The 23,084-nt window shown below is 69.4% G+C and carries 26 protein-coding genes, 1 tRNA gene and 1 pseudogene; 15 read left to right on the top strand and 13 right to left on the bottom strand.

Annotation, left to right across the window (positions count from 1 at the left end; all coding sequences use genetic code 11):
• Positions 1-102: 102 nt before the first annotated feature.
• Positions 103-954 carry a 3-methyl-2-oxobutanoate hydroxymethyltransferase gene (panB, locus tag ACZ4VI_RS23800; RefSeq protein WP_468002153.1) on the top strand — a complete coding sequence of 284 codons (852 nt, stop codon included), beginning with the start codon at positions 103-105 and terminating at the stop codon, positions 952-954.
• A 69-nt stretch (positions 955-1,023) separates the two neighbouring features.
• Here panB and ACZ4VI_RS23795 read toward each other — a convergent pair whose 3' ends face one another.
• Genes ACZ4VI_RS23795 through ACZ4VI_RS23785 form a run of 3 tightly spaced genes read right to left on the bottom strand, consistent with a single transcriptional unit; the run spans position 1,024 to position 3,122 of the window.
• Positions 1,024-2,001 (bottom strand): MBL fold metallo-hydrolase, encoded by a 978-nt coding sequence (locus tag ACZ4VI_RS23795; protein ID WP_468002151.1) that lies wholly within the window; start codon positions 1,999-2,001, stop codon positions 1,024-1,026.
• Positions 1,998-2,456, bottom strand: coding sequence for a PaaI family thioesterase (locus ACZ4VI_RS23790; protein WP_468002149.1), 459 nt, complete (start codon positions 2,454-2,456; stop codon positions 1,998-2,000). The genes ACZ4VI_RS23795 and ACZ4VI_RS23790 overlap by 4 nt, the downstream gene beginning before the upstream one ends.
• 48 nt (positions 2,457-2,504) lie before the next feature.
• Positions 2,505-3,122, bottom strand: coding sequence for a LysE family translocator (locus ACZ4VI_RS23785; RefSeq protein ID WP_468002147.1), 618 nt, complete (start codon positions 3,120-3,122; stop codon positions 2,505-2,507).
• 111 nt (positions 3,123-3,233) lie between these two features.
• On the opposite strand from ACZ4VI_RS23785, the gene ACZ4VI_RS23780 reads away from it, so the two are divergent.
• Positions 3,234-3,686: an Lrp/AsnC family transcriptional regulator gene (locus ACZ4VI_RS23780; protein ID WP_468002145.1), complete on the top strand. Its 453-nt coding sequence runs from the start codon at positions 3,234-3,236 to the stop codon at positions 3,684-3,686.
• Positions 3,687-3,767: 81 nt separating this feature from the next.
• On the opposite strand, the gene ACZ4VI_RS23775 is transcribed toward ACZ4VI_RS23780, so the two are convergent.
• The 3 genes from ACZ4VI_RS23775 to ACZ4VI_RS23765 all read right to left on the bottom strand — a co-directional run bounded on the left by ACZ4VI_RS23775 (position 3,768) and on the right by ACZ4VI_RS23765 (position 5,855).
• Positions 3,768-5,207: a tyrosine-type recombinase/integrase gene (locus tag ACZ4VI_RS23775; protein WP_468002144.1), complete on the bottom strand. Its 1,440-nt coding sequence runs from the start codon at positions 5,205-5,207 to the stop codon at positions 3,768-3,770.
• A complete protein-coding gene (locus ACZ4VI_RS23770; RefSeq protein WP_468002142.1) occupies positions 5,204-5,371 on the bottom strand; it encodes a helix-turn-helix transcriptional regulator in 168 nt (55 codons plus the stop codon). Before ACZ4VI_RS23770 ends, ACZ4VI_RS23775 begins: the two co-directional genes overlap by 4 nt.
• Positions 5,372-5,570: 199 nt before the next feature.
• A complete protein-coding gene (locus ACZ4VI_RS23765) occupies positions 5,571-5,855 on the bottom strand; it encodes a helix-turn-helix domain-containing protein (RefSeq protein WP_468002140.1) in 285 nt (94 codons plus the stop codon).
• A gap of 266 nt (positions 5,856-6,121) precedes the next feature.
• On the opposite strand from ACZ4VI_RS23765, the gene ACZ4VI_RS23760 reads away from it, so the two are divergent.
• The 3 genes and pseudogenes from ACZ4VI_RS23760 to ACZ4VI_RS23750 all read left to right on the top strand — a co-directional run bounded on the left by ACZ4VI_RS23760 (position 6,122) and on the right by ACZ4VI_RS23750 (position 8,242).
• A complete protein-coding gene (locus tag ACZ4VI_RS23760; RefSeq protein ID WP_468002138.1) occupies positions 6,122-6,970 on the top strand; it encodes a helix-turn-helix domain-containing protein in 849 nt (282 codons plus the stop codon).
• A gap of 8 nt (positions 6,971-6,978) precedes the next feature.
• A pseudogene (locus tag ACZ4VI_RS23755) lies at positions 6,979-7,172 on the top strand (zinc finger domain-containing protein); the annotation flags it as partial.
• A 476-nt stretch (positions 7,173-7,648) separates the two neighbouring features.
• Entirely contained in the window at positions 7,649-8,242 is a 594-nt protein-coding gene (locus tag ACZ4VI_RS23750) for a MobC family plasmid mobilization relaxosome protein (RefSeq protein ID WP_468002136.1), read from the top strand.
• A gap of 147 nt (positions 8,243-8,389) precedes the next feature.
• On the opposite strand, the gene ACZ4VI_RS23745 is transcribed toward ACZ4VI_RS23750, so the two are convergent.
• Positions 8,390-8,920, bottom strand: a complete 531-nt coding sequence (locus tag ACZ4VI_RS23745) for a flavoprotein (RefSeq protein WP_468002134.1) — start codon at positions 8,918-8,920, stop codon at positions 8,390-8,392.
• Positions 8,917-10,203 carry a helix-turn-helix domain-containing protein gene (locus ACZ4VI_RS23740; RefSeq protein ID WP_468002279.1) on the bottom strand — a complete coding sequence of 429 codons (1,287 nt, stop codon included), beginning with the start codon at positions 10,201-10,203 and terminating at the stop codon, positions 8,917-8,919. The genes ACZ4VI_RS23745 and ACZ4VI_RS23740 overlap by 4 nt, the downstream gene beginning before the upstream one ends.
• Before the next feature lie 170 nt (positions 10,204-10,373).
• Between ACZ4VI_RS23740 and ACZ4VI_RS23735 the strand changes: the two genes are divergently transcribed.
• From ACZ4VI_RS23735 to ACZ4VI_RS23700, 8 genes are all read left to right on the top strand, one after another.
• Positions 10,374-10,826, top strand: coding sequence for an ATP-binding protein (locus ACZ4VI_RS23735; RefSeq protein ID WP_468002132.1), 453 nt, complete (start codon positions 10,374-10,376; stop codon positions 10,824-10,826).
• Positions 10,823-12,142 (top strand): UDP-N-acetylglucosamine 1-carboxyvinyltransferase, encoded by a 1,320-nt coding sequence (locus ACZ4VI_RS23730; protein ID WP_468002130.1) that lies wholly within the window; start codon positions 10,823-10,825, stop codon positions 12,140-12,142. Before ACZ4VI_RS23735 ends, ACZ4VI_RS23730 begins: the two co-directional genes overlap by 4 nt.
• Complete coding sequence (locus tag ACZ4VI_RS23725; protein WP_468002128.1) at positions 12,139-13,353, top strand: bifunctional UDP-sugar hydrolase/5'-nucleotidase; 1,215 nt, start codon at positions 12,139-12,141, stop codon at positions 13,351-13,353. The genes ACZ4VI_RS23730 and ACZ4VI_RS23725 overlap by 4 nt, the downstream gene beginning before the upstream one ends.
• A complete protein-coding gene (dcd, locus tag ACZ4VI_RS23720) occupies positions 13,350-13,889 on the top strand; it encodes a dCTP deaminase (RefSeq protein ID WP_468002126.1) in 540 nt (179 codons plus the stop codon). Before ACZ4VI_RS23725 ends, dcd begins: the two co-directional genes overlap by 4 nt.
• On the top strand, positions 13,886-14,422 hold the full coding sequence (locus ACZ4VI_RS23715) for a dCTP deaminase (RefSeq protein WP_468002124.1): 537 nt from the start codon (positions 13,886-13,888) through the stop codon (positions 14,420-14,422). Before dcd ends, ACZ4VI_RS23715 begins: the two co-directional genes overlap by 4 nt.
• Positions 14,419-15,522 (top strand): glycosyltransferase family 4 protein, encoded by a 1,104-nt coding sequence (locus ACZ4VI_RS23710; RefSeq protein WP_468002122.1) that lies wholly within the window; start codon positions 14,419-14,421, stop codon positions 15,520-15,522. Before ACZ4VI_RS23715 ends, ACZ4VI_RS23710 begins: the two co-directional genes overlap by 4 nt.
• A gap of 54 nt (positions 15,523-15,576) precedes the next feature.
• Complete coding sequence (locus ACZ4VI_RS23705) at positions 15,577-16,617, top strand: serine hydrolase domain-containing protein (RefSeq protein WP_468002120.1); 1,041 nt, start codon at positions 15,577-15,579, stop codon at positions 16,615-16,617.
• Positions 16,618-16,979: 362 nt separating this feature from the next.
• Positions 16,980-17,993, top strand: a complete 1,014-nt coding sequence (locus ACZ4VI_RS23700) for a hypothetical protein (RefSeq protein ID WP_468002118.1) — start codon at positions 16,980-16,982, stop codon at positions 17,991-17,993.
• 99 nt (positions 17,994-18,092) lie between these two features.
• Here ACZ4VI_RS23700 and ACZ4VI_RS23695 read toward each other — a convergent pair whose 3' ends face one another.
• The 3 genes from ACZ4VI_RS23695 to ACZ4VI_RS23685 form a co-directional block, all read right to left on the bottom strand.
• Positions 18,093-18,557: a hypothetical protein gene (locus tag ACZ4VI_RS23695; RefSeq protein ID WP_468002117.1), complete on the bottom strand. Its 465-nt coding sequence runs from the start codon at positions 18,555-18,557 to the stop codon at positions 18,093-18,095.
• Positions 18,558-18,962: 405 nt separating this feature from the next.
• On the bottom strand, positions 18,963-19,319 hold the full coding sequence (locus ACZ4VI_RS23690; RefSeq protein ID WP_468002115.1) for a hypothetical protein: 357 nt from the start codon (positions 19,317-19,319) through the stop codon (positions 18,963-18,965).
• 115 nt (positions 19,320-19,434) lie between these two features.
• Positions 19,435-19,923: a lamin tail domain-containing protein gene (locus ACZ4VI_RS23685; RefSeq protein WP_468002114.1), complete on the bottom strand. Its 489-nt coding sequence runs from the start codon at positions 19,921-19,923 to the stop codon at positions 19,435-19,437.
• Positions 19,924-20,508: 585 nt separating this feature from the next.
• Here ACZ4VI_RS23685 and ACZ4VI_RS23680 point away from each other — a divergent pair.
• A tRNA-Arg gene (locus tag ACZ4VI_RS23680) sits at positions 20,509-20,584 on the top strand.
• Between the two features lie 334 nt (positions 20,585-20,918).
• Here the strand turns inward: ACZ4VI_RS23680 and ACZ4VI_RS23675 are convergent.
• Together ACZ4VI_RS23675 and ACZ4VI_RS23670 are read right to left on the bottom strand one after the other, a co-directional pair.
• Entirely contained in the window at positions 20,919-21,902 is a 984-nt protein-coding gene (locus tag ACZ4VI_RS23675; RefSeq protein WP_468002112.1) for an NADPH:quinone reductase, read from the bottom strand.
• Positions 21,903-21,922: 20 nt separating this feature from the next.
• Positions 21,923-22,501, bottom strand: a complete 579-nt coding sequence (locus ACZ4VI_RS23670; protein WP_468002110.1) for a PadR family transcriptional regulator — start codon at positions 22,499-22,501, stop codon at positions 21,923-21,925.
• A 125-nt stretch (positions 22,502-22,626) separates the two neighbouring features.
• Between ACZ4VI_RS23670 and ACZ4VI_RS23665 the strand changes: the two genes are divergently transcribed.
• Positions 22,627-23,019 carry an ester cyclase gene (locus ACZ4VI_RS23665; RefSeq protein ID WP_468002108.1) on the top strand — a complete coding sequence of 131 codons (393 nt, stop codon included), beginning with the start codon at positions 22,627-22,629 and terminating at the stop codon, positions 23,017-23,019.
• Positions 23,020-23,084: the final 65 nt, after the last annotated feature.

Below are 23,084 nucleotides of genomic sequence, written 5' to 3'. Positions count from 1 at the left end.
GGCGAACGTTGGAAGCACTTTCGGGGCGAAGCCGCCTAGCGTCTCGTGGTGAATCCGGGGACTCCAGCAGGGAGCCTCGAGAAGCGCGTCCGGAGGACATCCATGAGCGAGCAGCCCGCCCCGTACGGCGGTAACGCTTCAACCGCCACCGCCCCGGCTCCGAAGCGGGTCCGGATCCCTCACCTGCGTGAGATGAAGGAGCGTGGGGAGAAGTGGGCGATGCTGACGGCGTACGACATGTACACCGCGGCGACCTTCGACGAGGCCGGTATCCCGGTGCTGCTGATCGGGGACTCGGCATCGAACAACGTCTTCGGCAACACGACGTCGTTGCCAGTGACGGTGGACGAACTGCTCCCGCTGGTACGTGCGGTGTCCGGGGCCGCCCTACGGGCACTGGTGATCGCGGACCTGCCGTTCGGCTCGTACGAGGCGTCCGCGGAGCAGTGCTTCCACACGGCGGTGCGGTTCATGAAGGAGGCGGGCGCGCACGCGGTGAAGCTGGAGGGCTGCGAGGAGATGGTGCCGCAGGTAGAGCTGCTGACCCGGTCCGGGATCCCAGTCATGGCGCACATCGGGTTCACCCCGCAGTCCGAGCACAGCCTCGGCGGCTACCGGGTGCAGGGTCGGGGTGAGGACGCGCAGCGGCTGGTGTCCGCCGCCAAGGCGCTTGAGGCGGCCGGTGCGTTCGCCGTGCTGATCGAGATGGTCCCCGAGGAGGTCGGTTCGGAGATCACTCGGAGTGTGGCGGTGCCGACGGTCGGCATCGGCGCGGGGAACGGCTGTGACGCGCAGGTGCTGGTCTGGCAGGACATGGCGGGGCTGCGTACGGGGCGGCTGCCTCGGTTCGTGAAGCAGTACGCCGACGTCCACGGCGTACTGCGCGACGCGGCCCGGGATTTCGCGGCTGATGTGGCGGCGGGGACGTTCCCGGCGCCGGAGCACACCTTCTGACCGGAGGTCCGGGCGGAGTGGACGGGCGGGCGGCCGGAAGGCCGCTCGCCCGTCCCGTTCCGCCACGGGTCAGCGGGGCTCTGGGGCCGGCCACGCGCGCGGGTAGGGCACGCGCAGCGACTCGGCCTCGACCGGGCTGTGCTCGGCGGCGGCATGCAGGCGGCCGTCACGCAGGACGACGGCGCCGCTGCCGAGCATGGTCGTGACCAGATCGTCGGCGAGCCCTTCGGGCGTGAGGTCGAGAAGCCGTGCGGCGTCGGTCAGCCAGGCCCGTGCGTGCAGGTACGGCTCGACCTCGGCGGCCGGGATCCCTTCGCGGATCATCAGGGCGAACGCGAGGATCCGCCGGGCGCCGTACCAGACCGCTCCGTCGGGGTCGTCGACGAGCCGCTGGGCACGGCGCAGGGCACGGGCGAAGGCCGCGGCCGGGTCGGCGGGGATCGGTCCATGGGAGGGGAGGATCGCGCGCGGGGCGAGGTCGGCCAACCGCTTGAGGGAGGCGAGTGCCGTGGCGGCGGCATCGAGGCCGTCGAGCGCGAGGTTGACCCAGCCGACGTCGTAGTCCGACAGCGCGTCCCCGACCACGAGGAGCCGTTCCTCCGGCTGCCACAGGGCGAGGTGGCCCGGGGTATGCCCAGGGGTGTGTATGACTTCCCAGTCGGTGTCCCCGAGGCGGAGGACCTGCCCGTTGTCGAGCGCGAGGTCGACGGTGTACGGGGCGACGGGCTGGTCGAGGTACTCGGCCGAGCAGCAGCCGGGGTCGCGGCGGGAGATGGCCTCGGCCTCCGGGGTTCCGGCGGCGACGGCGGCGCCCCGGGCCTGGAGGAGGGCGTTGCCGCCGACGTGGTCGGAGTGCCAGTGGGTGTTGACGACCAGGTCGACGTCGCTGGCCTGCGCGCGAGCCCAGGCGGCGGTCTCCTCCGCGTGACCGACGAAGCCGGTGTCGACCAGGGCCGACCGACGGCCGTGCAGCAGCAGGGTGTTGGCGTCGGGAAAGGGGCGCTGCCACCACGTCAGCCAGGACGGCAGAGATGGCTGCGGGTTCACTCGGCGGGCCTGTTCACGCGGATCAAGGTCTGCTGGCCGTTGGCGACGAGCTTCCGCTCGCCGTCGCCCTGGACGCCGTACACCTCCAACTGGCACACGGTCAGGGTGCGTCCGGGTTTCAGGACGGTGCCGATCGCTTCGAGGTGGTCGCCGGCGGCGGGCGCGAGGAGGTTGATCTTGTACTCGACGGTGAGGACCTCGGAGTCCTCGTCGAACAGCGTGAGCGCCGCGTGGCCGCCGGCGCTGTCCGCGATGGCGCTGGCGGCGCCGGCGTGCACGTAGCCGTGCTGCTGGGTCACCTCAGGTCGGGCCGGGAGCACGATGTGGACGCGACCGGGGCCGATGTGCGCGAGGCGCGCGCCGAGGTGGGCCATGAGGCCCTGCAGATCGAAGCTGTCCTGCACGCGCTTGCGGACTGCGGGGCTCGCCTGTTCCTGCTGTGTCTGGTCTTCCACGTACGTGCTCTCCTTCGGGTCCGTGTCGGGTGGAGTGGGACGGGGTCTTCAGCCGGCCAGGCGTTCCACCAGCAAGAAGGCGCCGATGGCGATCATCATGGCCCCGCTGATGCGGGTGACGACCCGGGCGGCCGAGGGCCGGGTCCTCAGGACCGTGCGGGCCAGGACGCCGACGGCGAGGTAGACGACGGCACACGCGGTCAGGTGCATCGTGCTGAGCAGCCCGGTCTGCGCAGCGACCGGCCAGCCGTCGGCGGTGTCGATGAACTGCGGGAACAGCGAGAAGTACAGCAGCAGCGCCTTCGGGTTGAGGCCGCTGATCCCGGCTCCCTTGAGCATGACCTGCATGCGGGAGGCGTCCACGCTCTCTCCAGCGGCCGCCGGTACGGCCGGCTGCCGCAGAACACCCCAGCCCAGCCACAGCAGGTAGCCGGCGCCCGCCACGGTCAGGGCGGTGAGCGCGGCCGGGGAACTCGCTACGATCACCGCCAGACCTGCGACCGCCACCAGCGCGTAGGCCGCATGCCCGGCGAGCAGCCCTGTGACGGCAGGGACGACCGAGCGTTCCCGCAGACCGGCGGAGATCGCGTAGGCCCAGTCCGCGCCCGGAGTGAACACCAGCAGCAGGTCCACAGCCAGGAAGGCCGCCAGCGTCGTCGTATCCATCGATCGTTCCCTCTCGCATTTCTTGCTCTGGAGGGAAGGTTAGGCCGGATATGCCCGAAGGTGTTTGCGTCTTTACCCCATGATCGCGCGATGCGGGGGAGAATCTTCTCCATGGATGCCTTGGACCGGAAGATTCTTACCGAGCTGCAGCTCGACGGCCGCCTGACCATCACCGAGCTGGCCGCCCGTGTGCAGCTCAGCGTCTCGCCCTGCCACCGTCGGCTGCGCGATCTCGAACGGGAGGGCGCGATCCGCGGATACCGCGCTGTCGTCGACCCGGCTGCCGTCGGCCTGAACTTCGAGGCGCTCGTGTTCGCCACCCTGCGCTGGGAGCACGCCGACACCGTCACGGCTTTCGAAGAGGCCGTGGCTGCCGTCCCGCACGTGCTTCAGGCGCAGCGCCTGTTCGGCGAGCCCGACTACCTCCTGCGGGTCGCGACTGCCGACCTGGCCGCGTTCCAGGAGCTGTACGACCGGCAGCTCGCCCGACTGCCCGGGGTCCAGCGCCTGACCTCCACCCTCGTTATGAAGAACGTCATCGCCGACCGCCCTTTGCCGGAATAGCGCCACCATGCGGTGCACTCGCCCGCCCTGGTGAGCAGCGATCGCCTCGGAGGAACCAAGATCCTGCGGGCCGTCCTGCATTCAGCGAGCACGGCCCGGCGCCCGAGTCGCAGCCCGAGGGCGGGGAATCGCAGGGCTCGTGGGCCCTGACATGCCGGGGAGCGTCTGGGGGCCTTCGATGCGCTGTTGGAGTTCGGCGATCTGGCCGGTGATGCAGCGGGCGTAGGTGGAGAGCAGGACGGGGACGCTGTTGCCGGCCCATTCGGCGACCTGGGCGGGCGGGATGCCGTTGTTGAGCCAGGTCGTCAGGCAGGTGTGGCGGAGGTCGTACACGCGCTTGCCGACGGGTGACTTGTACTCGTGCTCGGGCAGGACGGCCTCGCGAGCTTTGCCCCAGGCCCGCCGGTAGACGGATCCGGCGAGGAGGCCACCCTTCTCGCCGGGGAAGAGGAGGTCGCCGGCCTTCAGCTGGTCCTGGGCGATGAGCGCGCGGAGGATCGCCGCGAGCGCGGGGTGTACGGGGACGGTCCTCGTGTCGCCCGCCGCGCGGCCCTTCAGGTCGCGGGTCTCGTGGACTTCGCCGCTGTCGGTCCAGTGGCTGCCGACCTCGGGCTCCGCGGTATGCACACGGAGTTCGCCCCAGCCGGTCGCCAGGAGGACGGCGTCCTCGACCCGCAGGGCGACCGCTTCCTCGGGGCGGAGGCCGGCGTAGTAGAGAGTCGCGAAGAAGGCAGTGAGCCGGTGACCGGTGCGAGGGCGGGCAGAGATCCAGGTGAGCAGGGCTGCTACCTGGAGGGGGTTGAGGAGGGAGCGCTTGTCGACGGCGCCGGAGGTCTTCGGGGCGGCGTTCTCGTCCTTTCCCTTGGGCATCGGGTTGTACAGGAGGACGTTCTGGCGGATGGCGTAGCGCAGGACGACGTTCAGGATGCGGCGGTAGCGCTTTGCGGAGCTGGCGGCGGCGGGCGTGCTGTCGAGGCGGGTGTCGAGGGCGTGGAGCACGGCGTCGACGTGCTTGGTGTCCTCCCAGGCGCTCATCGGCAGGGAGTTGCGCCGGATCCAGGCGAGGATCGCCCGGTGCTCGGACGGGGCCTGGTCCCGGCGGTTCTTGTTGAAGGCGTACTCGCGCAGTGCCTTGCGGACCTCGACGGCGTCGTACTGGTCGGGTTCGGCGCGCAGGAGTGCGAGCGTGGCCTTGGTGAGTGCCTTGGCCGTGCTGACCCGGTTGTTCGCCGAGATGCGGGACCACTTCATGTCGACGTACTGCAGAGCGAAGTCGTACCAGGTGATCTCGGCCGCCGGCGCCGCGTGGGATACCGGCCTGCCGGTGCTCTGGTTGAACGGTTCGCCGTTGTTGGCGGCGACGAGGAGCGTGGCGCGGAAGGACTCGGCCGAGGCGCTCGTCTTGAACGCCTCGCCGTGACGCTGGCCGTTCACCGACCAGCGCACGGTGTAGGTGGTGCCGCGCTTCCCCTTGTAGACCTCCGTCTTGTAGAAGCGGACCTTGAAGGACCGGTTGGTCACGCGCTGCCCTCGCAGTCGGTGAGCCAGTTCTCCAGGTCACTGCGGCGGATCCGCAGGCTGCCGTTCGGGAGTTTCACGCACCGGGGTGCCCGTCCCTTCTGGCGCCAGTCGTAGAAGGTCGACCGGGATACCTGAAGCTCGGCACAGAGTTCATCCACAGTCATTTTCTCGTGTGAGCGGCGTGAATTCATCAACGCCCCACCTCCTCGATATCGAGGAGATTTCGGGCAGGGCTCATCGGAGATCGGAGCAAGAGTTCCCCACATGAAATGGACAGACTTCTGGACTGGGCCGGCACGACGGGCGTGCTGGGACCACCAATAGTCCGGACGATCGCCGGTTTGGCTAACCGGCGATCGTCGGCTATGTTCCGCCCGCTCCGACCGGCTCCGGGTGCACGGGAGGGGCGGCCAGAAGGGTGTGCGGCGGGATTCCGAGGGCTGTGGCGATGGCTACGAAGTCGTCGATGTCGCAGCGTCGGACCGTGCGTTCGATGCGGGAGAGCGCGGTGAAGGTCATGGGCCGCCCGAGGGCGGTGATGCGTGCGGCGAGCTGGCGCTGGGAGTAGCCGCGGGCGGTGCGGGCGCGTTCGATGGCGCGGGCGGCGGCCTGTCCTGCGGGTCCGATTTCGAGGGGGCGTGGTGGCATTGGTGTGTTGTAGCTTGCGTTCCCCGACCTAGGGAACGCGTTTCTGGCTGCTGTGAGCGATGCGCCGATCGTCGGCGTTTTCGGGCGCTTTTTGGCCCACCGCGGATCTGGGGCTACGGTTTTCCGGCTGGGACGGAAGTGATGGACAGTTTCTGAACCATCTCTGGACTTTCCCACGCTGGGTGTGGCTGTGTTGTCCACGGCCAGGCCGCGAAAGCCCCCTGCCGAATTCCCATAGCCCGAGCCAACTTAGGAGACGCCGCCCGATGAGCTACGACGCCCGCGAATGGGTGTGGGAGTACAGCAGCAGCAAGGGAACCGCCCGCATGGTCCTGTCCCTGATCGCCGACCGGTGCGTCGACCGTCGCTGCATCGCGTACGCGTCCCTGCCCACCCTCATGAAGCGCGCGAACGCATCCCGCACGGCGGTGCGCGACGCTCTCGACAGGCTGTCCGCCGGTGACGACCCGGAGCTGGTGGAGATCATCGACCGCAAGGGGCCGCGCGGCGAGAAGTACTACCACCTTCCCGCTGCCGCCCGGTTCCTCGCCGGAGAGACCGCCGGGAGGGATCAGAATCCGGCCCCTCCGGGGGATCGGATTCCGACCCCGTCAGGGTCGGGATCCGACCCTGACGACCCCTTCGAGGGGGGAACGGAACACGACCCCGGGGGCCGGATTCCGACCCCGAGGGGGAACGGATTCCGACCCGCAGAGGGCACGGAATCCGACCCCCAGAACAGTAGAGAACCGAAGGTGAACGGTAAGAGCAGCAGCTCTGCCCCACTTATCCCCGCCGCCGAGTGGCAGGTCGACGACGACACCCGGGCGTGGCTGCAGGACCACGGGCACCTCGACCGGCTCGGCGAGCACGCCGTACGCACCGCCGACGAGAAGTGGCGTGCCTACCGAGCGACTTGGGAGCCCCGCGTCTCCGCCGCCTGGGCCGCCGACTGGCGCGCGTGGATCACCCGCGAGCGCACCCCCACACCTGGGCGCCCGGCCCTCTACGCCCTGCCCGGCAGCGCCCCTGCCCCCACGCCCGGGATGACTCGAGCCGAAGCACACACTGCCGCCCTGCTCGCCGCCCTCGACGAGCCGACCGGAACGGAGTAACTCACCTCTTGGAACGCCGCGAAGTCGCTGCCGTCCTCGCCTACGTGGGTCGCCTCGATCCCCGCACGATCCGTGCTAACGAGGGCGAGGCCCGAGACCAGATCCTCCAGTGGCACGTGCTCCTCCAGGACGCCCCTTCGCCATGAACCACGGCTGGGACGTCCGCGCGGCGAAACGGGCGCATGTCCTCGGCTCCCCGTACCCGCCCCTGAAGACCGGGCCAGCGCGGGCGAGACCAGCCGAACGGAACCAGGGGCATGACCGGCTGGCCACAGGTAGAGGGCCGGGGACCGCACGCTGGGGACCACGGTCCCCGCGGGACCGGGGACCGAGCGACACGTAATCAGGGACCGACCCTCTGGGGACCGTGACCGGGGACCGGGGACCGGGGGTCCATCATCACCGCAGGTCATCGGCCGATGACACCGTCCCGCAGGGAACGGTCCCCGCCACAGACACCCGGGACCAGGGCCGGTCCGTGGGGACCGGTGACACGTGCGAAGCACAAGAACCGGGGACCGGTCCCCAACCAATCGAGGACCGGCTGGGGACCGGTGACCCACAGGACACAGAACCGGAACCGAAACACGCCTTCGCGGACCGGGGACCGGTCCCCATCAAATCGGCAGATCAGACCGCCACGGCCTGCACCGCAGACAGCCTCAGGAGACACCGCTCATGCACGACACGCGTGCCACCCCACAGCAGCCGATCGCCGCCATCCCAGCTCCAGGCGGAGCAAGTTATAGGCCAAGACACTCTTCCCCGTTGGGGAAGGTGCCTCGGCCATCGCCCGCCCCGGGGGTGGCGGGTTCGGGCCAGCACCGGGGGGTGCTGGCTCGGGAAACAGCGACCGAGGGAAGGTCACAGCCGTCCAAGCCCGCGCCGCCGCGCAAGCGCTCGCCGAAGCCTGCCGCCCGAAGGCGCACCTACGTGTGCAGCGTCCGTCTGAACGACGAGGAGAGACAACTGCTGGCCGCCGGCGCCGCGGCAGCCCGTACGACACTGCCGGGCTTCCTCGCCCGCAGCGGCCTGGCCGCCGCGCACGACCTCGACAACACTGCAGCCGCCATTGCCGGACGCCGCGAGCTGGTCTCAGAGCTCTTCGCCGCCCGTCGACACCTCGGCCACGTCGGCAACAACCTCAACCAGGTCGCGCGAACCCTCAACTCCGGTGCCTGGCCACCTGAACTCGACGCCGTCATTGCCGCCACAGAGCAAGCCGTCCAACGCGTCCAAGAAGCCACCGACCAGCTCCTTGCCCAGAACTGAGAAACATCCCACGGGCGTGATCCCCGGATCCAGAAACGCCGGAAGCGCACCATCGGCCTGCGGCCTACCTCTGCGGGCCGGCGCAACGCCCATGCACCCAGCCGCTATCCGAGCGCCACGCTCAAGCAGCTCCAGGAGCGGCTCGGCTCAACCAGCCGATCCGCCTCCGAGCAGTTCCAGCGCCTCCTCCCACCGGAAGCTGTCCGCTCCCCCGCCGGCCTTCGGCCGATGCGGTTCGTACGACCCGACCAGCACGCCCATCTCCCGCAGCTGGTCCAGGCTCCGGCCGTACGCCGGGTGCGCGGCCATGGCGGCGTTCACGTACGGCAGGACCACGGTCGGGATCCCCATCCCGTACGCCTCGCACAGGACCCCCAGGGCGAGGGTGTCGGCGATACCGGCGGCCCACTTGTTGAGGGTGTTGAACGTGGCTGGCGCGACGGCGATGGCGTCTGCAGGCGGGAGCGGGCGGGGGTCGCCGGGGCTGCGCCAGGCCGAGCGGATCGGGTAGCCGGTCTGGGCCTCGATCGCCTCGGTGTCGAGGAAGCCGAGCCCCTGAGGGGTGGCGATGACGCCGACGCCCCAGCCCTGCTTCTGCGCGGCGGTGATCAGCTTGTGGGCGTCGCCAGCGATGCCGGCGGCGCAGACGACGACGTACAGGAAGGGCTGTGCGGTCACGCGGGAACTCCCAGTCGGCGGCTGAAGTGGTGGAGCTCGGGCAGCGTACGCCGCCGGTCCCGAGCGGCCATGTCGGCGACCAGGTCGCGGACTGCGGGACGGCGTACGTCCTGGGCGGCGCAGGTCTCGGCGATGCGGAGGGCCTGGTAGCCCTCGGCCAGGCGGCCCTGCTGGTTGTAGGCGCGGGCGGCTTCGACCCAGAGGGCGGCCCGGCGTTCGGGGACGGGGATGTGGCGGCGCATGAGGGGCGCGGCGGTGTTCAGGGCGATGCCGGCGTCGCCGAAGGCGACCGAGGCACTGACGGCGTGGAGGGAGACGTTCGTCGGGCTGAAGTTGGCCCAGGCGTCGGGCCGGTCGAGCGCAACGTAGCGGGCGACGTCTCGTGCCTCGTCGAGGAACTCCCGGGTGGCGGCGCGGTCGCCGCCGCTGCTCGCCGCGGTCACTCCTCGTAGGAGCAGCAGGCCGACGGCTGCGAGGTAGCGGGGTGATCGCTGGTCGTAGGAGCCGACGAGCTGGCCTGCGGTGTGGCGGACGAGGGTGACGGCCTGGGCGGTGTGCTTCTCTCGGGTCAAGACGTGGGCGTGAACGCGGACGCTGGAGGCGAGGACGACGGGGTCTCCGGAGCGTTCGGCCTCGGCCATGGCGCGGCCCACCGCCAGCCAGGCGTTCCCGTGGTCGCCCTGTTTGAGAAGCAGACTCGTCGAGGTCTGGTACGCGGTGGCCAGGAGCCCGGCTGTCTCGTCGGCGTTGCGGTGGTCGCCGGCTGCCTCGCGCAGATCGGCGATGAGGCCGGGCAGCATGGCCTCCAGCTCCGCATAGTCACAGGTGCAGAACAGGCGACGGGCGGTGGCGAGTCTGTCCCGCAGGGACCGCGTCTCCCCGTTCTCCGAAGGTGTGGAAGAGGCTCTGGGGCTGGGGAGGAGCGCGCGCACGAGGTCGTCATGGGCGGCGGTGGCGGGCGTGGCCGGTGCCGTGAGGGAGGCGATGCTCGCGGCGAGGAAGGTGCGGCGGCGCATGTCTTCTGTCTCGGGTTCGTCGGGTTCTGGTTCGGCGGACGGGCCCACGTCGCTCAGGCCGAGGAGGTGAGGCGGGATGCTGAGTTCGGCGGCGACGGCACGTAAGACGCGGATGTCGTCGATGCCGCGTCCACTCTCCAGGCGGCTGAGCTTCGACTGGTGGTAGCCCAGCGCGGTGGCGACGTCCGTCTGCGTGCGACCGCTGCGTTGTCGGGCCCGCTTGATCGTCTCGCCGATCTTCTCGGCTTCGGTCTTCACGTCGGCCATCCATGCCCTTCCGTCCACGTCGAGCATGCCCGTGCGGGCGAGCGTATGCGAGCCGTACGGGGCCGACATGCAGCTTCTGCATACGCGATGCATCACGAGCACAGGGCATCGCGAACATGTCGCGTTCCACGGTTCCTTGGGTTGGTCGATCCCACCCCTGGAGGCCGCTCGTGGAAGCGCACCAGATCACTTTCTCCCTCCTGCCGACACCGGTCGCCGTGCCTGCGGCGCGGCGGCGGGTGCGGGAGGCCATAGCCGGCTGGCCGTGGGTGTCTGTCGATTCCGAAGCACTCCACACGGCCGAGCTGGTGGTCAGCGAGCTCGTCACGAACGCAGTCCGATACGCCGGTCACCAACCGATCAGCGTCGTAGCCCAGATCTCCAACGCGGTCCTGCGGGTGGAGGTCAGCGACCTGAGCCGCACGCTCCCGACGCCCGCGCTGCCGGATGAGGACTGCGAGGGCGGACGCGGGCTCTTCCTCGTCGGCGTACTCGCGGACCGCTTCGGTACGACGCCGACGGACTCCGGCAAGTGCTGCTGGGCCGAGATCGATGTGTCCGTCTCAGCCCCGGCTGGAACGACTTCCGCCTTGTCCCTTCCTGTGCAGAGGAGTTGTACGTGAGTACCCGCATCCCCGCCGTGACGTCTCAGGTGATCGCGATCCGGCCCGGACGGCCCCTCGCCGGCGCCGTGACGGTCGACGGTTCGAAGAACGCAGCGCTCCCGCTCATCGCAGCTGCGGCAGCCCTCCTCCGTCCCGTACGTCTCGACAACGTCCCCGCCAGCTCCGACGTCCAGACCCTGCTCGGCCTGTTGCAGCAGGCGGGTTGGAACACCGCCCAACCGGTCGGTGACAGCCACACCGTGCTCGTCCTTCCCGGCGAAGCGGCCCCGACGCCCGACGGTCTGGGCGAGGCCGCGTCCAGCATCCGCGCCTCGTACTACCTCGTCCCCGCTCTGATCGCCCTGTGCGGCCGGGCCCGGCTTCCCTGGCCGGGAGGATGCCGGATCGGCGACCGCGGTATGGAACAGCACTTCAAGGTCTACGAAGCCTTCGGCGATCGCGTCCGCGTGGACGACCACGGGTACGTCGTCGAAGCCGGCAAGCCAGTCAGGGGCACCGTCTCCCTGGTCCTGCCGTTCCGCTCGCGCGGGGCCACCGTCGCCGCGATCTTGCGGGCCGTGGCCGCGGGTACGCCGCTGCGCCTCGGGCAGCCGAACCTCTCGCCGGAGGTGCTCTGCGTCCTGAACGCCCTGACCTCGGTGGGATATGAGTGCCGTGCCGGCGAGCGCGTACTCACGATCGCCCCACCGTCGTCCGCGTCGGCGGATGCTCCCATCTGGAAGGTGCCGGGGGACAAGATCGAGGCCGGGACCCTGGCCTGTGCCGTAGCCGCGACCGGCGGTACGGCTCGCATCGAGGGCGTGCACCGACCCGACGTCGCACCGCTGGTCGCAGCCCTGCACAGGATGGGCATCCCCACTGCCGAAGAACCCGAGGCCCTCGTCGTCCACGGCCAGGACACCCGGCCGACCGGCCGACCGCTGCGGGCGCTGGCCACCCTCGCCCCCGGCGGCCTGGACGCCGACTTCGAACCGCCGCTCCTCACCCTGGCCCTCGGCTTCCCCGGCACCCACCTCTTCTCGGACCCCATCAACCCCGGGCGCCACGGCAATCTCGTCCCGCAGCTCGTCCGACTGGGCGCCGCGATCGCGGAGGTGTCCTCCACCGAGTGCAGGCTCACCGGCCCGCAGCGTCTGACCGGGGCAGGAGTCGAGGCCACCGACATCCGCACCGGCTCCGCCTTGATGGTCGCCGGGCTCTTCGCGCGAGGCGTCACCACGCTCGGCGGAGTTGACCAACTGCGCCGCGGGCACGCCGACCTCCCCGGCAAGCTCCTCGCGCTGGGGGCCGACATCTGCGAGGTCACCCCGTGACCGCTTCCAGGCAGCTCCAGCGGATCATCGCCACCACGGACGTCCACTCGGCCTTCGACACCGCCGTGCCGATGCTCGCGCACCTGCACGCCGCGCGGTGCGACAGCCTTGTGGTGGACTGCGGAGACTTCTTCGAAGGCACGGGCTACTACCGGCTCGGCCAGGGCGGGATCGAACGAGATGTCCTCGTCGGTCTCTACGACGCGATCGCCCCGGGAAACCACGGCTGGGCCCACTACTTCGAGCCCGACCTCCATCGCATCACCGTGTGCGCGAACGCCGTCGACGACCGGACCGGCAACCCGCTCTTCCACCCGGTACGCCTGGTACACGTGGGCACGCGACGGATGGCGGTCACGGGCGTCATCGGCCCTCAGGCGTTCAACGCCATCCCTGTCGGACAACGGACCGGCCACCGTGTCGTCGAGCCGGTCCAGGCCCTACGAGAGCTGATGCTGGCCCACCACCACGAGGCCGACTCGTGGGTCGTGCTGAGCCACTCCGGGTTCGACGAGGACCTCAGGCTGGCAGAGTCCTGCCCGTTCCTCGACGTGATCTTCGCCGGACACTGCCACAGCGACCGGCCCGAACCGGTGCTCGTCGGCGACACGCTGGTCCTCAAGGGGCGGGAGCTGGGCACCGGGTACGCGCTCGCCCAGCCAATGGGCACCGGCTGGGCCGCCCGGGTGGCCGACTTCCCGCCGGCAGCAGAACTCCCCGACGAACTCGCCCCGCTGCGACACTCCATCGCTTCCTGTCAGGAGCAGCTGCGCACGCCGCTGGGCGCACTTCGACTTCCGTACAGGGACGGCCCGCTGGACCGCCGCGCCTTGCTCAAGTACCTCGCCGGCCGTCTCCACAGCGGGCTGGGAGCCGAGGCCGTCGTGCTGAACGAGACGACTCTCCGTTCCATCCTGCTCGGGACCACGCTCTCTCAAGGGGATCTCTTGGCCATCGAGCCGTTCGACAACGAGCTCGTCCACGCCCACGTCCCCAAGAACTTCATCGCAGACCCGGCAGCCCTCCTGGCCCACCTCACCGAGCAGGCCGGCTCGATCGTGTCCGCGCCGCGCCCTCTACCTGGCCACGTACCGACCGTGCTGACCACCAGCTATATCGCCGACGCCTACCTCGGCGGCCGAACCCGGCAGGCCGGACTCCGCCTCGCCCAGGCCGTGCAGCACGCCCTCACCGACGGAGACCTGCGATGATCCTCACCGGCCCCGAGATCACGCAGGCCGCGGCCGACGGCCGCATCCGCATCTCCCCGTTTGAGCCGACCCAGGTGAACCCGAACAGCTACAACGTCCGTCTCGGCGAAACCCTCCTCACCTACTCCGAGGGCACGCTGGACGCCCACCGGCCGAACCCCACCGAACCGATCGAGATCGGACCGGACGGCTTCGAGCTCCAGCCCGGCCAGCTCTACCTCGGCCACACCATCGAGGAGGTCGGCTCCAACACCTTCATCCCCCTCCTCTTCGGCCGCTCCTCGGTCGGCCGCCTTGGCCTGTTCGTCGAGATCACCGCCCCCATCGGTGATATCGGCTTCCACGGCCAGTGGACGCTGATGCTCTCCCCCATCCGCCCGCTGCGCGTCTACGCAGGCATGCGGATCGGCCAGATCATGTTCTTCGTGTCGGTCGGCCCCGTGGCTCTGTACGCGGGCAAGTATCAGTCCTCCGCCGGCCCCCAGCCCTCCGCCTACTGGCGCGACCTGGCAGCCCTCGGGGCGGTGGCCTCGTGATCCTCACCGGCCCCGCCATCGCCGCCGCCCGGGCCGCCGGCGAGATCACCATCGATCCGTACGAGTCGAACAGGATCTCCCCCAATGCCTACGACTGGCGCCTGGGCGACACTCTGCGCTGCCACGACGGCTCCCTCGACTCGGCGAGACCGACCGAATTCAAGGAGGTGTCCATTCCCAAGACTGGGTACGAGCTGCTGCCGGAGGTCCTCTACCTCGGTACGACGTACGAGCGAACCGGCTCGGAAACATACGCCCAGTTCCTCAACGGCGACCGGACGATCGGCGCGCTCGGCATCTGGGTGCACGTCTCCGCGCCGCTGGGGCACCAGGGTCACGCCATTCGCTGGACGCTGGAGATCCGGGCGAGCCGGCCAGTCCGGGTGTACCCGCGCATGACATTCGGCAAACTGGTCTTCCTCCAGACGCTCGGCGCCCCGGCCAGTTACCAGTTCCACGGCCTGAAGTACCGGTCCAGTCAGGGAATCGAGACCTCCCGCCTCTACGAGGAACTCCCGGGAGGCCCTGCGTGAACCCCAGCGTGGTCACCGCCCTCGACCTGCCGTTCCCGAGCCCCGGCGGCAGTGTGGAGCTCTTCCTCGACCTGTACACGGGGAGGAACCCACTTGTGCCCTCGCGGGCCTTCATGCTCGCGCCGGAACACACCGGTCTACGTCCGGCCGCACCGGCGGGACTGGAGTTGGTGTCCGCGCCCGGAAAGTGCCTGACTGGATACGCTTCCCGTCGCTACGTATCCACTCTCCAGCGCGCCCTCGCCGAGGCGGTCGATGCGGGCGAAGTCGGGGTCGTACATCTGCAGCACCTCGCATTCGGCGCCACCCCGGCCCTGCTCCGCGCGTTCCCGAACCATCCGCGGATCGCGCTCGTCCACGGAACCGACCTCCTGTTCGCTGAGACCCATCCCGAACAACTTGCCATCCTGCGCGAGGCGGCCTGGGCCGCGGACGTCGTTGTGGTGCCCACCGGCGCGATGGCCGACCGCCTGCTCCTGCTCGCCCCTAACACCCGGCGTCGCAAGATCGAGAAGATCCCCTGGGGCATACCGGACCGCCTCCTCTCCGCCCCTCCACCTCGTCCCCCGAACCGGTCGTCGAGCCACCTGCGGATCCTGTACGCCGGCCGCCTCACCCCCGAAAAGGGCTTCGAGACCCTGCTGACGGCTCTCCCCATCACCAAGTCCGTCGAGCTGTCCATCGCCGCACCCCGAGCTGAGTTCCACGCCCTTCGCCCCCGCCTCCACCGGCTCGGAGTCCACGTGCGCTACCTGGGCTGGCTGCGTCGGCCACAGCTCTGGAAGACCTTCGCCGACTACGACGTCCTGGTGATGCCCTCCACCACGCTGGAGGCCATGGGCCTCGTCGCGCTCGAAGCCCAGGCGTGCGGGCTGCCTGTCCTCTACCAACCCGTCTCGGGCCTCACCGAGTCCCTGGGCGGAACCGGCCTCGCCACCGACTTCGCCGACCCGCATGCCGTCGCCCGCGAACTCGACCGCCTCCGCACCAGCCCCGGACTCCTCCCCGCCCTCCGCGCGGCCGGCCTCGGTAACGCGGCCCGCTTCCCTCTGAGCGCCACCGCTGCCGCCCTCGCCGAGCTAGGCAGACACCTCACGTGATCACCCGTGGCGCACCGGCTCCAGGGCCAGCCGCCTCACTACGATCGGTAGACCATGACGCTCGACATCCCGCGCATTGAGCAGCTCCTCCAGGACGGCGTCCGCGACCAGGTCTACCCCGGAGCCGTCTGGGCCGTCGGCAACGCCGAGGGCACGACCGCGAGCGGCGCCGTCGGCCTCCTGGACCCCTCTCATCCCCGCGAGCCCATGCGGCTCGACACCGTCTTCGACATCGCCAGTCTCACCAAGATCGTCGCCGTGTGGTCCGTCATCGGCACCCTCGTCGAAGAGGGCAAGCTCCAGCTCCACACCCCGCTCGGCACCTTCTGGCCCGAGGTCACCGACCACCCGCTCGCCCAAGTCACCACCCACGAGCTCCTGACCCACACGGCCGGCCTTCCCCTGCGCGCCAACCTCAAGAACCTGTACGGCACCGACCCCCAGGACATCCGCGACGGCGTCCTCCACGAGTCCCTCCACCGCGCCCCCAGCGAGGCCGTCGAGTACACCGACCGCGCCGCCCTCATCCTCGGTTACCTCGCCGAGTACGTCGCAGGACAGCCGCTCGACGTCCTGGCGGCCAGCCGCATCTGGGAACCCCTCGGCATGACCGAGACGCGCTTCGGCCCACTGCCTCCGGAGTTGGTCACCTGCTGCGCCCCCACCGAACTCGACGAGGAAACCGGCACCCACCTCAAGGGCACCGCCCACGACTTCTCCGCCCGCCTCCTCGGCGGCACCTGTGGCATCGCCGGCGCCTTCTCCACCCTCGCCGACCTCAGCCGCTTCCTGCGCCACATGCTCAACCCCGCCCAGGCCGCCTTCGGCCCGACCTGGATCGCCGACTCCCTCCGCAGTCGAACCGGCGAACTCACCCCCGCCCGCGGCCTCTTCTGGCACCCCGCGCCCGGCACAGAACTCCACGAAGACATCTGGGTCCACTACGGCTTTACCGGCACCGGCATGTGGATCAGCCCGAAACAGCAGCGCTGGGCAGCCCTCCTCACCAACAAGATCTACTTCAACCGCGACCGCGACCCCCTGACCACCGTGCGCAAAGCGTTCCGCAAAGCGGTCTTCCGCCTGGCCGACTGAGTGCCGGCCATGCCTGGCCGAGTTGCGATGGCCCTCGCGCCCCTGCCCTCCGTCCGCGTGAGCGGCGGTCGTGGCGCCCGCGGAGCTCAGCATGGCCGCGCCCACCGCGAGGCGGGCCGCAAGGGACTTGCGCATGGCAGAAACCCTTCGAGCTGGGGCAGGTGCCCCGGGGATGCTCCCCGTACCTACGCCGCCCAACGAGCCTGAAGGACACGAAGAAACGCACAATCATTCGCACGGTCGGGTCCGCTGGCCCACATGGACGACGGCCCAGGGCAGGGGGCAGCTCCCCTACTTCACTGGGGCCGGAGATGCAGGCCGAGTGCCGCCATCGGACGGAAATCCGCCCCTACGCTGAGGCCATGACCCGTGACATACGCCCGTCCGCCTCCGCCGATCGTCCGGACACGTGGCTGCTGGCGCCAGGACGGCAGGACAACTCCCGCGCCAAGGGATGGACCAAAGGCGGTTACTGCGCGACGAGTTACCACGACATCGGATACGTCGAGCCGTCCGAGGATCCGGCGCCGATACGGCGCGCCTTCGAGGCCCGGTTTCCCGACGAGAAACCCGGCACGATCACGCAGTGGACGGCACAGCTCCATACCTTCCTGTGGAAGGTGAACGTCGGCGACTGGGTCGCCGTCCACCACAAGGACCCTGCGCGTGGCGAGGACACCATCTACGTGGGGGAGGTCATCGGCAAACCCACATACGAACCATGGCACAGCGACGACTTCCCGCGGCGCCGCCGGATGCGATGGCTCGCCGCCCTGGACCGCGCGGACCTGCCATCCGGCGCTATCACGACACAAGGCACCATCCGGCCCATCAAGAAACACCGCCGCGAGATTCGTGAGGCTGTCGCCAAACGCCTTGCCGAGGTGGGCGGACCGGAGTTCCCCGAGATCCGACAACCATCCCTACTCGGAGTTCCCTATCAGCGCCAGGGCGAGAAGCCGCCGCCGAAGGAAGCAGCCTTGAGCCGCCCGGACCCGGACCTCACCGCGGCAGGATGGGCGACGCACAGCGCCCTGCAAGACGCCCTCGCCGACGAGGCCGCATCCCGGGGTCTCTCCCCCCTCACGCCCAGCGGTAAGCCCGCCTACGACCTTGCTTGGGTCGACACCGACGGGAACTTCACCCTGGTGGAGGTCAAGTCCCTGAACGACGACAACGCCACCGCGCAGCTGCGGGCGGGCCTCGCCCAGCTCCTCGACTACACCGATCACTTCCGCGACCACCGTGTTCGCCCTGTGCTCTGGGCGGAGCGCGCCCCCGTGGAAAAGAAGCGGTGGCGGCGGATCTGTAGGAACGCTGGTGTCGTACTCGCATGGCCGGACAAAGAGGCGCGGGTGTTCCGCCCGTTCAACTGACTTCGAGGAGCAGACCATGGATCGGCCGTGATGACGTGTGCCCTTGATCGCAGGCATGTGGCCCCGCCGGATTCGCGCCGGCAGGGCCCAGTGAGCGCCTTACCTGGCGAGGGCGACTGTCGTGGCGTGCGCCAGGGCCCGTCGGGTGAGTTCGACCGCGACGGCATGGGCATCGTCCGCCCGCTCAAGGTAGACCAGCGCCTGCTCCACGGGGGCGCGATCGCCGTACGAGCTGCTGTAGCCGTCCCTGCTGCGCAGTTTGACGGCGGGATGACCGGCAAGGTCGGCGGCCTGAGCATGGGGAAGGTTGATCTCCACCCGCGCGGAGCCGTACATCAGATAGGCAGCGCTGATCGCCCCCGGCAGGTTCGGGAACAGCCGTACATAGTGCTCGGGCTGCGTGGCGTCGGGGTTGTGCCTGCGCCGGGCGACGGCCACCCGGTCGCTGTCGGCGACGGCGTTGAGGAACTCCCAGCTTCGCAGGACCGCGCCGGGGTTGGCTTGGGCGCGCTTGGCGAACAGGGCGAACAGGTCGGCGCGGACGGCTATTGGGGTGTGTTGCACCAGAGGTGCCTCTCTCTCCAGGACATGGACGGGCATGCGGTGGTGGTGGTGGGGGTGTGCGGGGTGCAAGGGGTGGATCGCCTGGCGGCGTGGTGAGCGTCCCGCGCGACGAGGGCGGCGGCGCGTAGCTGGCTCCGGTGTCGAGCAGCTCGCCCGACTGCGCGAAGCCGCATGGGTGCCGGACGCCGACGTGCTCCCCACCGGCGCCATGACAGACGACCAGATGAAACTCGCGCCCGGCACCGACCGGCGGAAGGTCGAAGCATCCCCTGGGGGAGACCCGACCAGCTCCTCACTGCTCCGCCCTCACGGATGGGCCGTCGGCCATCGAGCTGCATCCGCCGGGCCACCGTCCGAAGAAACGACCGCACCCCTGACCCTGCGGCAGGAGTCCAGGCCGACGCCTCAGCGAGCAGCGGTGAAGGATGTGCTGCGGTTGTACGTGTTCGCCTTGACCTTGCCGTCGGCTTCAAGCTTCCACAGAGCAGCGCTGAGGTCCTGCTCGCTCACCTCGAAGCCCTCCTTGGCAAGCCACTTACTGATCTCGGCCGTCGTCTCCGAGCGATCGGATCGCCCTCGGAGATAGGACAGGGCTGCCCGCTCCCACACCTCGCGGGTGGACGCCGGAACGGTGTCCTCTGCTGAGGAGGCTCCGCCGAGAAGGTCGGCGACGTGCAGGAGGGCGGCGATCACACCCCGGTTGCTGTCGTCGCTGCGGGTGGCCTTGAAGATCCGTATGGCTTCGGAACGGTAGTCCGTCACGATCTCTCCTTGTCGGATTCACCGGCCGTGCGGCCGAACGGGGGGTAGGGCCTTCGGCAATCGACGAAGCCCCCGCCGCTTCGCATCGCTCCAGGCGCGGACGTCGTTCCTCCGCTTAGCCGTGGAAGGTTATGTAGCCGTTGCCGTCGCGGTCGTTGCCGCTCTTGGTGTACGAGTGGGTGTCGGCGTGGGCGCCGGCCGGGTTGTAGAGGTAGATGGTGTCCTTGTCGTTGTTCCAGATGAAGTTGCAGTTGTTGCGGTAGACGACGTTGTACTTGTCGGATTCGGTGCCGCGGCCTCCACGCAGCCTCACGAAGTCGCCGGGCTGAAGGTAGTGATTGGCGCTGAAGACGAAGCGGTTGCCGACAGCGTCCTTGACGACGTAGCCCTTGAGGTTGACCGTCGCCGACCGCGAATAGTTCTTGATCGTCAGGTACTCCGCAGCGGTGTTGCCGGTGGAGCACGAGTTGGAGTCCCGGCCCGGCGCGTCGTACTGGACGCCCTGGACCTTCAACGCCGAGGAGTACTCGGCGGCGTGAGCCGGGGCGGAGGTGACGGCGAGCGCGGCGGTCGCGATCGCGAAGGCGAAGGCGGTCTTCTTCACGAAGGGTCCTCCCTAGGGTAGTTGGTCATTTTTGAACGACGCTCAAGATATACATTTTGTTGAAGTTGTCTACTGACGGGTACACAGTTTGAGACAGGCGCGGCGAAGCCCTCTGCTCCACAGCGCTCCGGGGCAAGGACTTCGTGGTCACGGGCAGCCGTCTACGACACCCCACTCAATGCCTTGCTCCTCCGCCAACAGCCCCTTGGCATGCCTCAACCGGCGTAGCCGCGTCGCACGCCTCTGGCGGTGTCCCGGCCACGTCGCGGGCGCGCCCGACACGGCTTCCGCTCGACCAGCGAGACTGCCTCGCAGAAGGCTGAATCGATACATCGCAAGAGGGCTTGTGACGGAAGAACCTGCGGCAGGACGTCGACGACGGGGCGCCTGTGCCTTCCGTGACGCCCTCGATCGGCTGAAGCAGGTGGATCTCGGCGAGCTGGCACCGGTGGAGCCCAACGGGCTTGCCCTGAGCGATGTGGATTTGACAGCACCCTGATCGTCACACGAGGCAGGCCGGAACATGCGCCGTCCCGAAAACGTCGGAAGTTTGGTCCGCTGGTCCAACGCTGAGCACGAACGCGCAGGTCAGAGGCAACCCACTCCCCAACCCACCAAGTGCCTTCTAAGCACTTGGCCGCAGGTTCGAGTCCTGCCGGGGGCGCTTTACCACGGACCCTCCTTCGGGAGGGTCTTTTTGCTGGTCAGGGGCGGTTTTCAGTCGCCAGCGCAGAGGCCGACGAGAGGGCCCCGCCAGCGGCTTGATCTGTCGGGTGAAACCGGCCAGGGGCGGCCTCTGGCGGCTGGTTTCCTGAAACTCCCGAAGTTTGGAGCCGCCCGCGGCCACGCCTCACTCCGAACGGCGGGCTCTCCAGTGTCGATCAACCTCAGAGCGGATGACCGGGCTCGGCCCACGCGTGCCAGGCCAACTGGGTCTGCACTCCGGCCTCGCAGCCGGTGGGTTACTGGTGACGGGCCGGTGTTCCGAGTCTGCGCTATTGGGGGATGGTGACCAGGATGCGGCCGTGGCGACCGCCGGCGTCGACGTGATCGTGGGCCTTGGCGATGTCTTCCAGCGGGTAGCGGTCGCCGACGGCGACGGTGAGGGCGCCGACGGCGGCTGCGGAGGTGAGGTCGCGGGCTGCCTGGCGCTTGGCCTCGGCAGGGAAGTCGTCGCTGCCGAGCAGCCGCAGGGTGACGTTGTTGAACAGCAGGGGCCAGAAAGGGATCTCAGTGCGGTCCGTGCGGGTGGCGTAGGCGGCGATGACGGCCTCGTTGGCGGCGACGGCGTTGTCGAGGTCGGCGTTGTCGGACAGCGCGACTTCGATGATCCGGTCGACGCCCTGCGGCGCGTACGAGCGGATGGCCGCGGCGGGGTCGCGGGTGTCCAGGGCGACGGCGTGGGAGATGACGGCCGGGTCGACGTGGTCGAGGTCCGCGGTTCGGCGGACGGTGGCGATCACGGTGGCGCCGGCCCAGTGGGCGAGCTGGGCGGCCAGGGAACCGACGCCGCCGAGAACTCCGTGGACCAGGACCAGTTGGCCGTCGACCGGTCCATCGGCGAAGACGGTGCGGTGGGCGGTGATACCGGGGATGCCGAGGCTCGCGCCCAACTCGTCGCCGAGGTGGTCCGGCAGGGGTACGGCCTGGTGGTCCGGCATGACGGTGTACTGGGCGGCCGTGCCGAAGGGGCGGTAGGACTGGGCCCCGTACACCCAGACCCGTTGCCCGACGCGACGGTCGTCGATGCCGGCGCCAACGGCGTCGATGACTCCGGCGGCGTCGCTGTGCGGGATCACCCTCGGGTAGGCCATGGACGAGCCGAGCCAGCCGCGCCGCTTTTTTGTGTCGCCGGGGTTGACGCCCGAGACGGTGACGCGGACGCGGATCTCACCGGGACCGGGGGTGGGCTCAGGAAGTTCGCCGACGTGCAGGACGTCGGCGGCGGGGCCCTGGTCGTCGTACCAGGAAGCAAGCATGGAGGTGCCTCCGTAGGCAGTCAGCTCGCGGGAGCGGCGGGCGCACGCGGATCGCTCTCGGTGCCCGTGATGTCGAATGCGGGCGGTTTCTCGCCGAGAGTCTCGCGCAGCCAGGTCCGTTCGGCGCGGCTGGTGGCGCGGGCGGTGAGCAGCATGCCGCGCCGGTAGGGGTCGGCGATCTCCTCGGCACGCAGGGGCCGGTCGTTGTCGTAGAAGAAGCTCGCCGGTTCTTCCAGGAACTCCAGCCGTCTGCGCAGCACTGCGTGCTGTTCGGCCACGTCGGGCAGGTGGGAGAGGAATGCCAGGACGATGTAGAACCGGGTGAAGTCGGTGATCTCGTGGTCGGCGGGCTTGCGCAGGCGCTGAAGCATTTCATCCCGCCCGGCCGGGGTCAGGCTGAGCACATACCGGGCCGCCCCCGCGGCCGGGTCGGCGCGCCGCTCGATCAGGCCCGCCTTGGTCAGACGATTGATCGCCGGATACAGGCTGCCGTCGCTGACCGGCCGCGTGTAGCCGGTCAGCTGTGAGACGCGGCGGCGCAGCTCGTGTCCGGGCAAGAGGGCCTCGGCCAGGAAACCGAGTATCGCGAGTTCGAGCATGAGTCCATCTTCGCACGTTTACATCGAATCGATGTCGACATCGATTCGATGTTAGACTCCCAGGTATCCACCCACCGTCTTGGGAGAGGCACAGCAAGATGCCGCCGCAGTCCGGCGAGTCAGTGATGAACCGCTTCGTCGAGTTCATCAACACGGGCGACGAGAGTCTTGCTCTCGAGGTCATTTCCCCGGACGCGGTGTTCCACGCACCGAGCCACCCGGAACCGCTGCGGGGGCCCGAGGGATACATGGAGGTCCTCAGGGTGATGCGCAGCGGCTTCCCGGATGTCGAGTGGACGCTGGAGGAGACGGTCACCGAAGGCGACACGGTGGCCGCGCGGTTCACCATGCGAGGAACCCACGACGGTGAATTCTTCGGGATCCCGGCGAGCGGCAACAATATCTCGGTGCAGGCCATGAACTTCTACTATCTGGCCGGCGGCCGGATCGTCGGCGAACGCGGTCAGCCTGACCTCCTCGGGGTGATGCAGCAGATCGGTGCTGTACCGGCGCCGTGAACCCGGACGTGCTGGGTGCCTTCTTTCGCGCGGAACTACCGCTGCCGGGGGCCCGTACGTAGCTG

This window comes from Streptomyces sp. NPDC029169 (assembly GCF_055563935.1).
This window is presented reverse-complemented; position numbering and strand designations above follow the sequence as displayed.

Coding starts and splice junctions, on each gene's coding strand:
- panB (WP_468002153.1), top strand. CDS start 103: ATGAGCGAGCAGCCCGCCCCGTACGGCGGTAACGCTTCAACCGCCACC.
- ACZ4VI_RS23785 (WP_468002147.1), bottom strand. CDS start 3,122: ATGGATACGACGACGCTGGCGGCCTTCCTGGCTGTGGACCTGCTGCTG.
- ACZ4VI_RS23780 (WP_468002145.1), top strand. CDS start 3,234: ATGGATGCCTTGGACCGGAAGATTCTTACCGAGCTGCAGCTCGACGGC.
- ACZ4VI_RS23770 (WP_468002142.1), bottom strand. CDS start 5,371: ATGACTGTGGATGAACTCTGTGCCGAGCTTCAGGTATCCCGGTCGACC.
- ACZ4VI_RS23765 (WP_468002140.1), bottom strand. CDS start 5,855: ATGCCACCACGCCCCCTCGAAATCGGACCCGCAGGACAGGCCGCCGCC.
- ACZ4VI_RS23760 (WP_468002138.1), top strand. CDS start 6,122: ATGAGCTACGACGCCCGCGAATGGGTGTGGGAGTACAGCAGCAGCAAG.
- ACZ4VI_RS23750 (WP_468002136.1), top strand. CDS start 7,649: ATGCACGACACGCGTGCCACCCCACAGCAGCCGATCGCCGCCATCCCA.
- ACZ4VI_RS23740 (WP_468002279.1), bottom strand. CDS start 10,203: ATGGCCGACGTGAAGACCGAAGCCGAGAAGATCGGCGAGACGATCAAG.
- dcd (WP_468002126.1), top strand. CDS start 13,350: ATGATCCTCACCGGCCCCGAGATCACGCAGGCCGCGGCCGACGGCCGC.
- ACZ4VI_RS23705 (WP_468002120.1), top strand. CDS start 15,577: ATGACGCTCGACATCCCGCGCATTGAGCAGCTCCTCCAGGACGGCGTC.
- ACZ4VI_RS23700 (WP_468002118.1), top strand. CDS start 16,980: ATGACCCGTGACATACGCCCGTCCGCCTCCGCCGATCGTCCGGACACG.
- ACZ4VI_RS23675 (WP_468002112.1), bottom strand. CDS start 21,902: ATGCTTGCTTCCTGGTACGACGACCAGGGCCCCGCCGCCGACGTCCTG.
- ACZ4VI_RS23670 (WP_468002110.1), bottom strand. CDS start 22,501: ATGCTCGAACTCGCGATACTCGGTTTCCTGGCCGAGGCCCTCTTGCCC.
- ACZ4VI_RS23665 (WP_468002108.1), top strand. CDS start 22,627: ATGAACCGCTTCGTCGAGTTCATCAACACGGGCGACGAGAGTCTTGCT.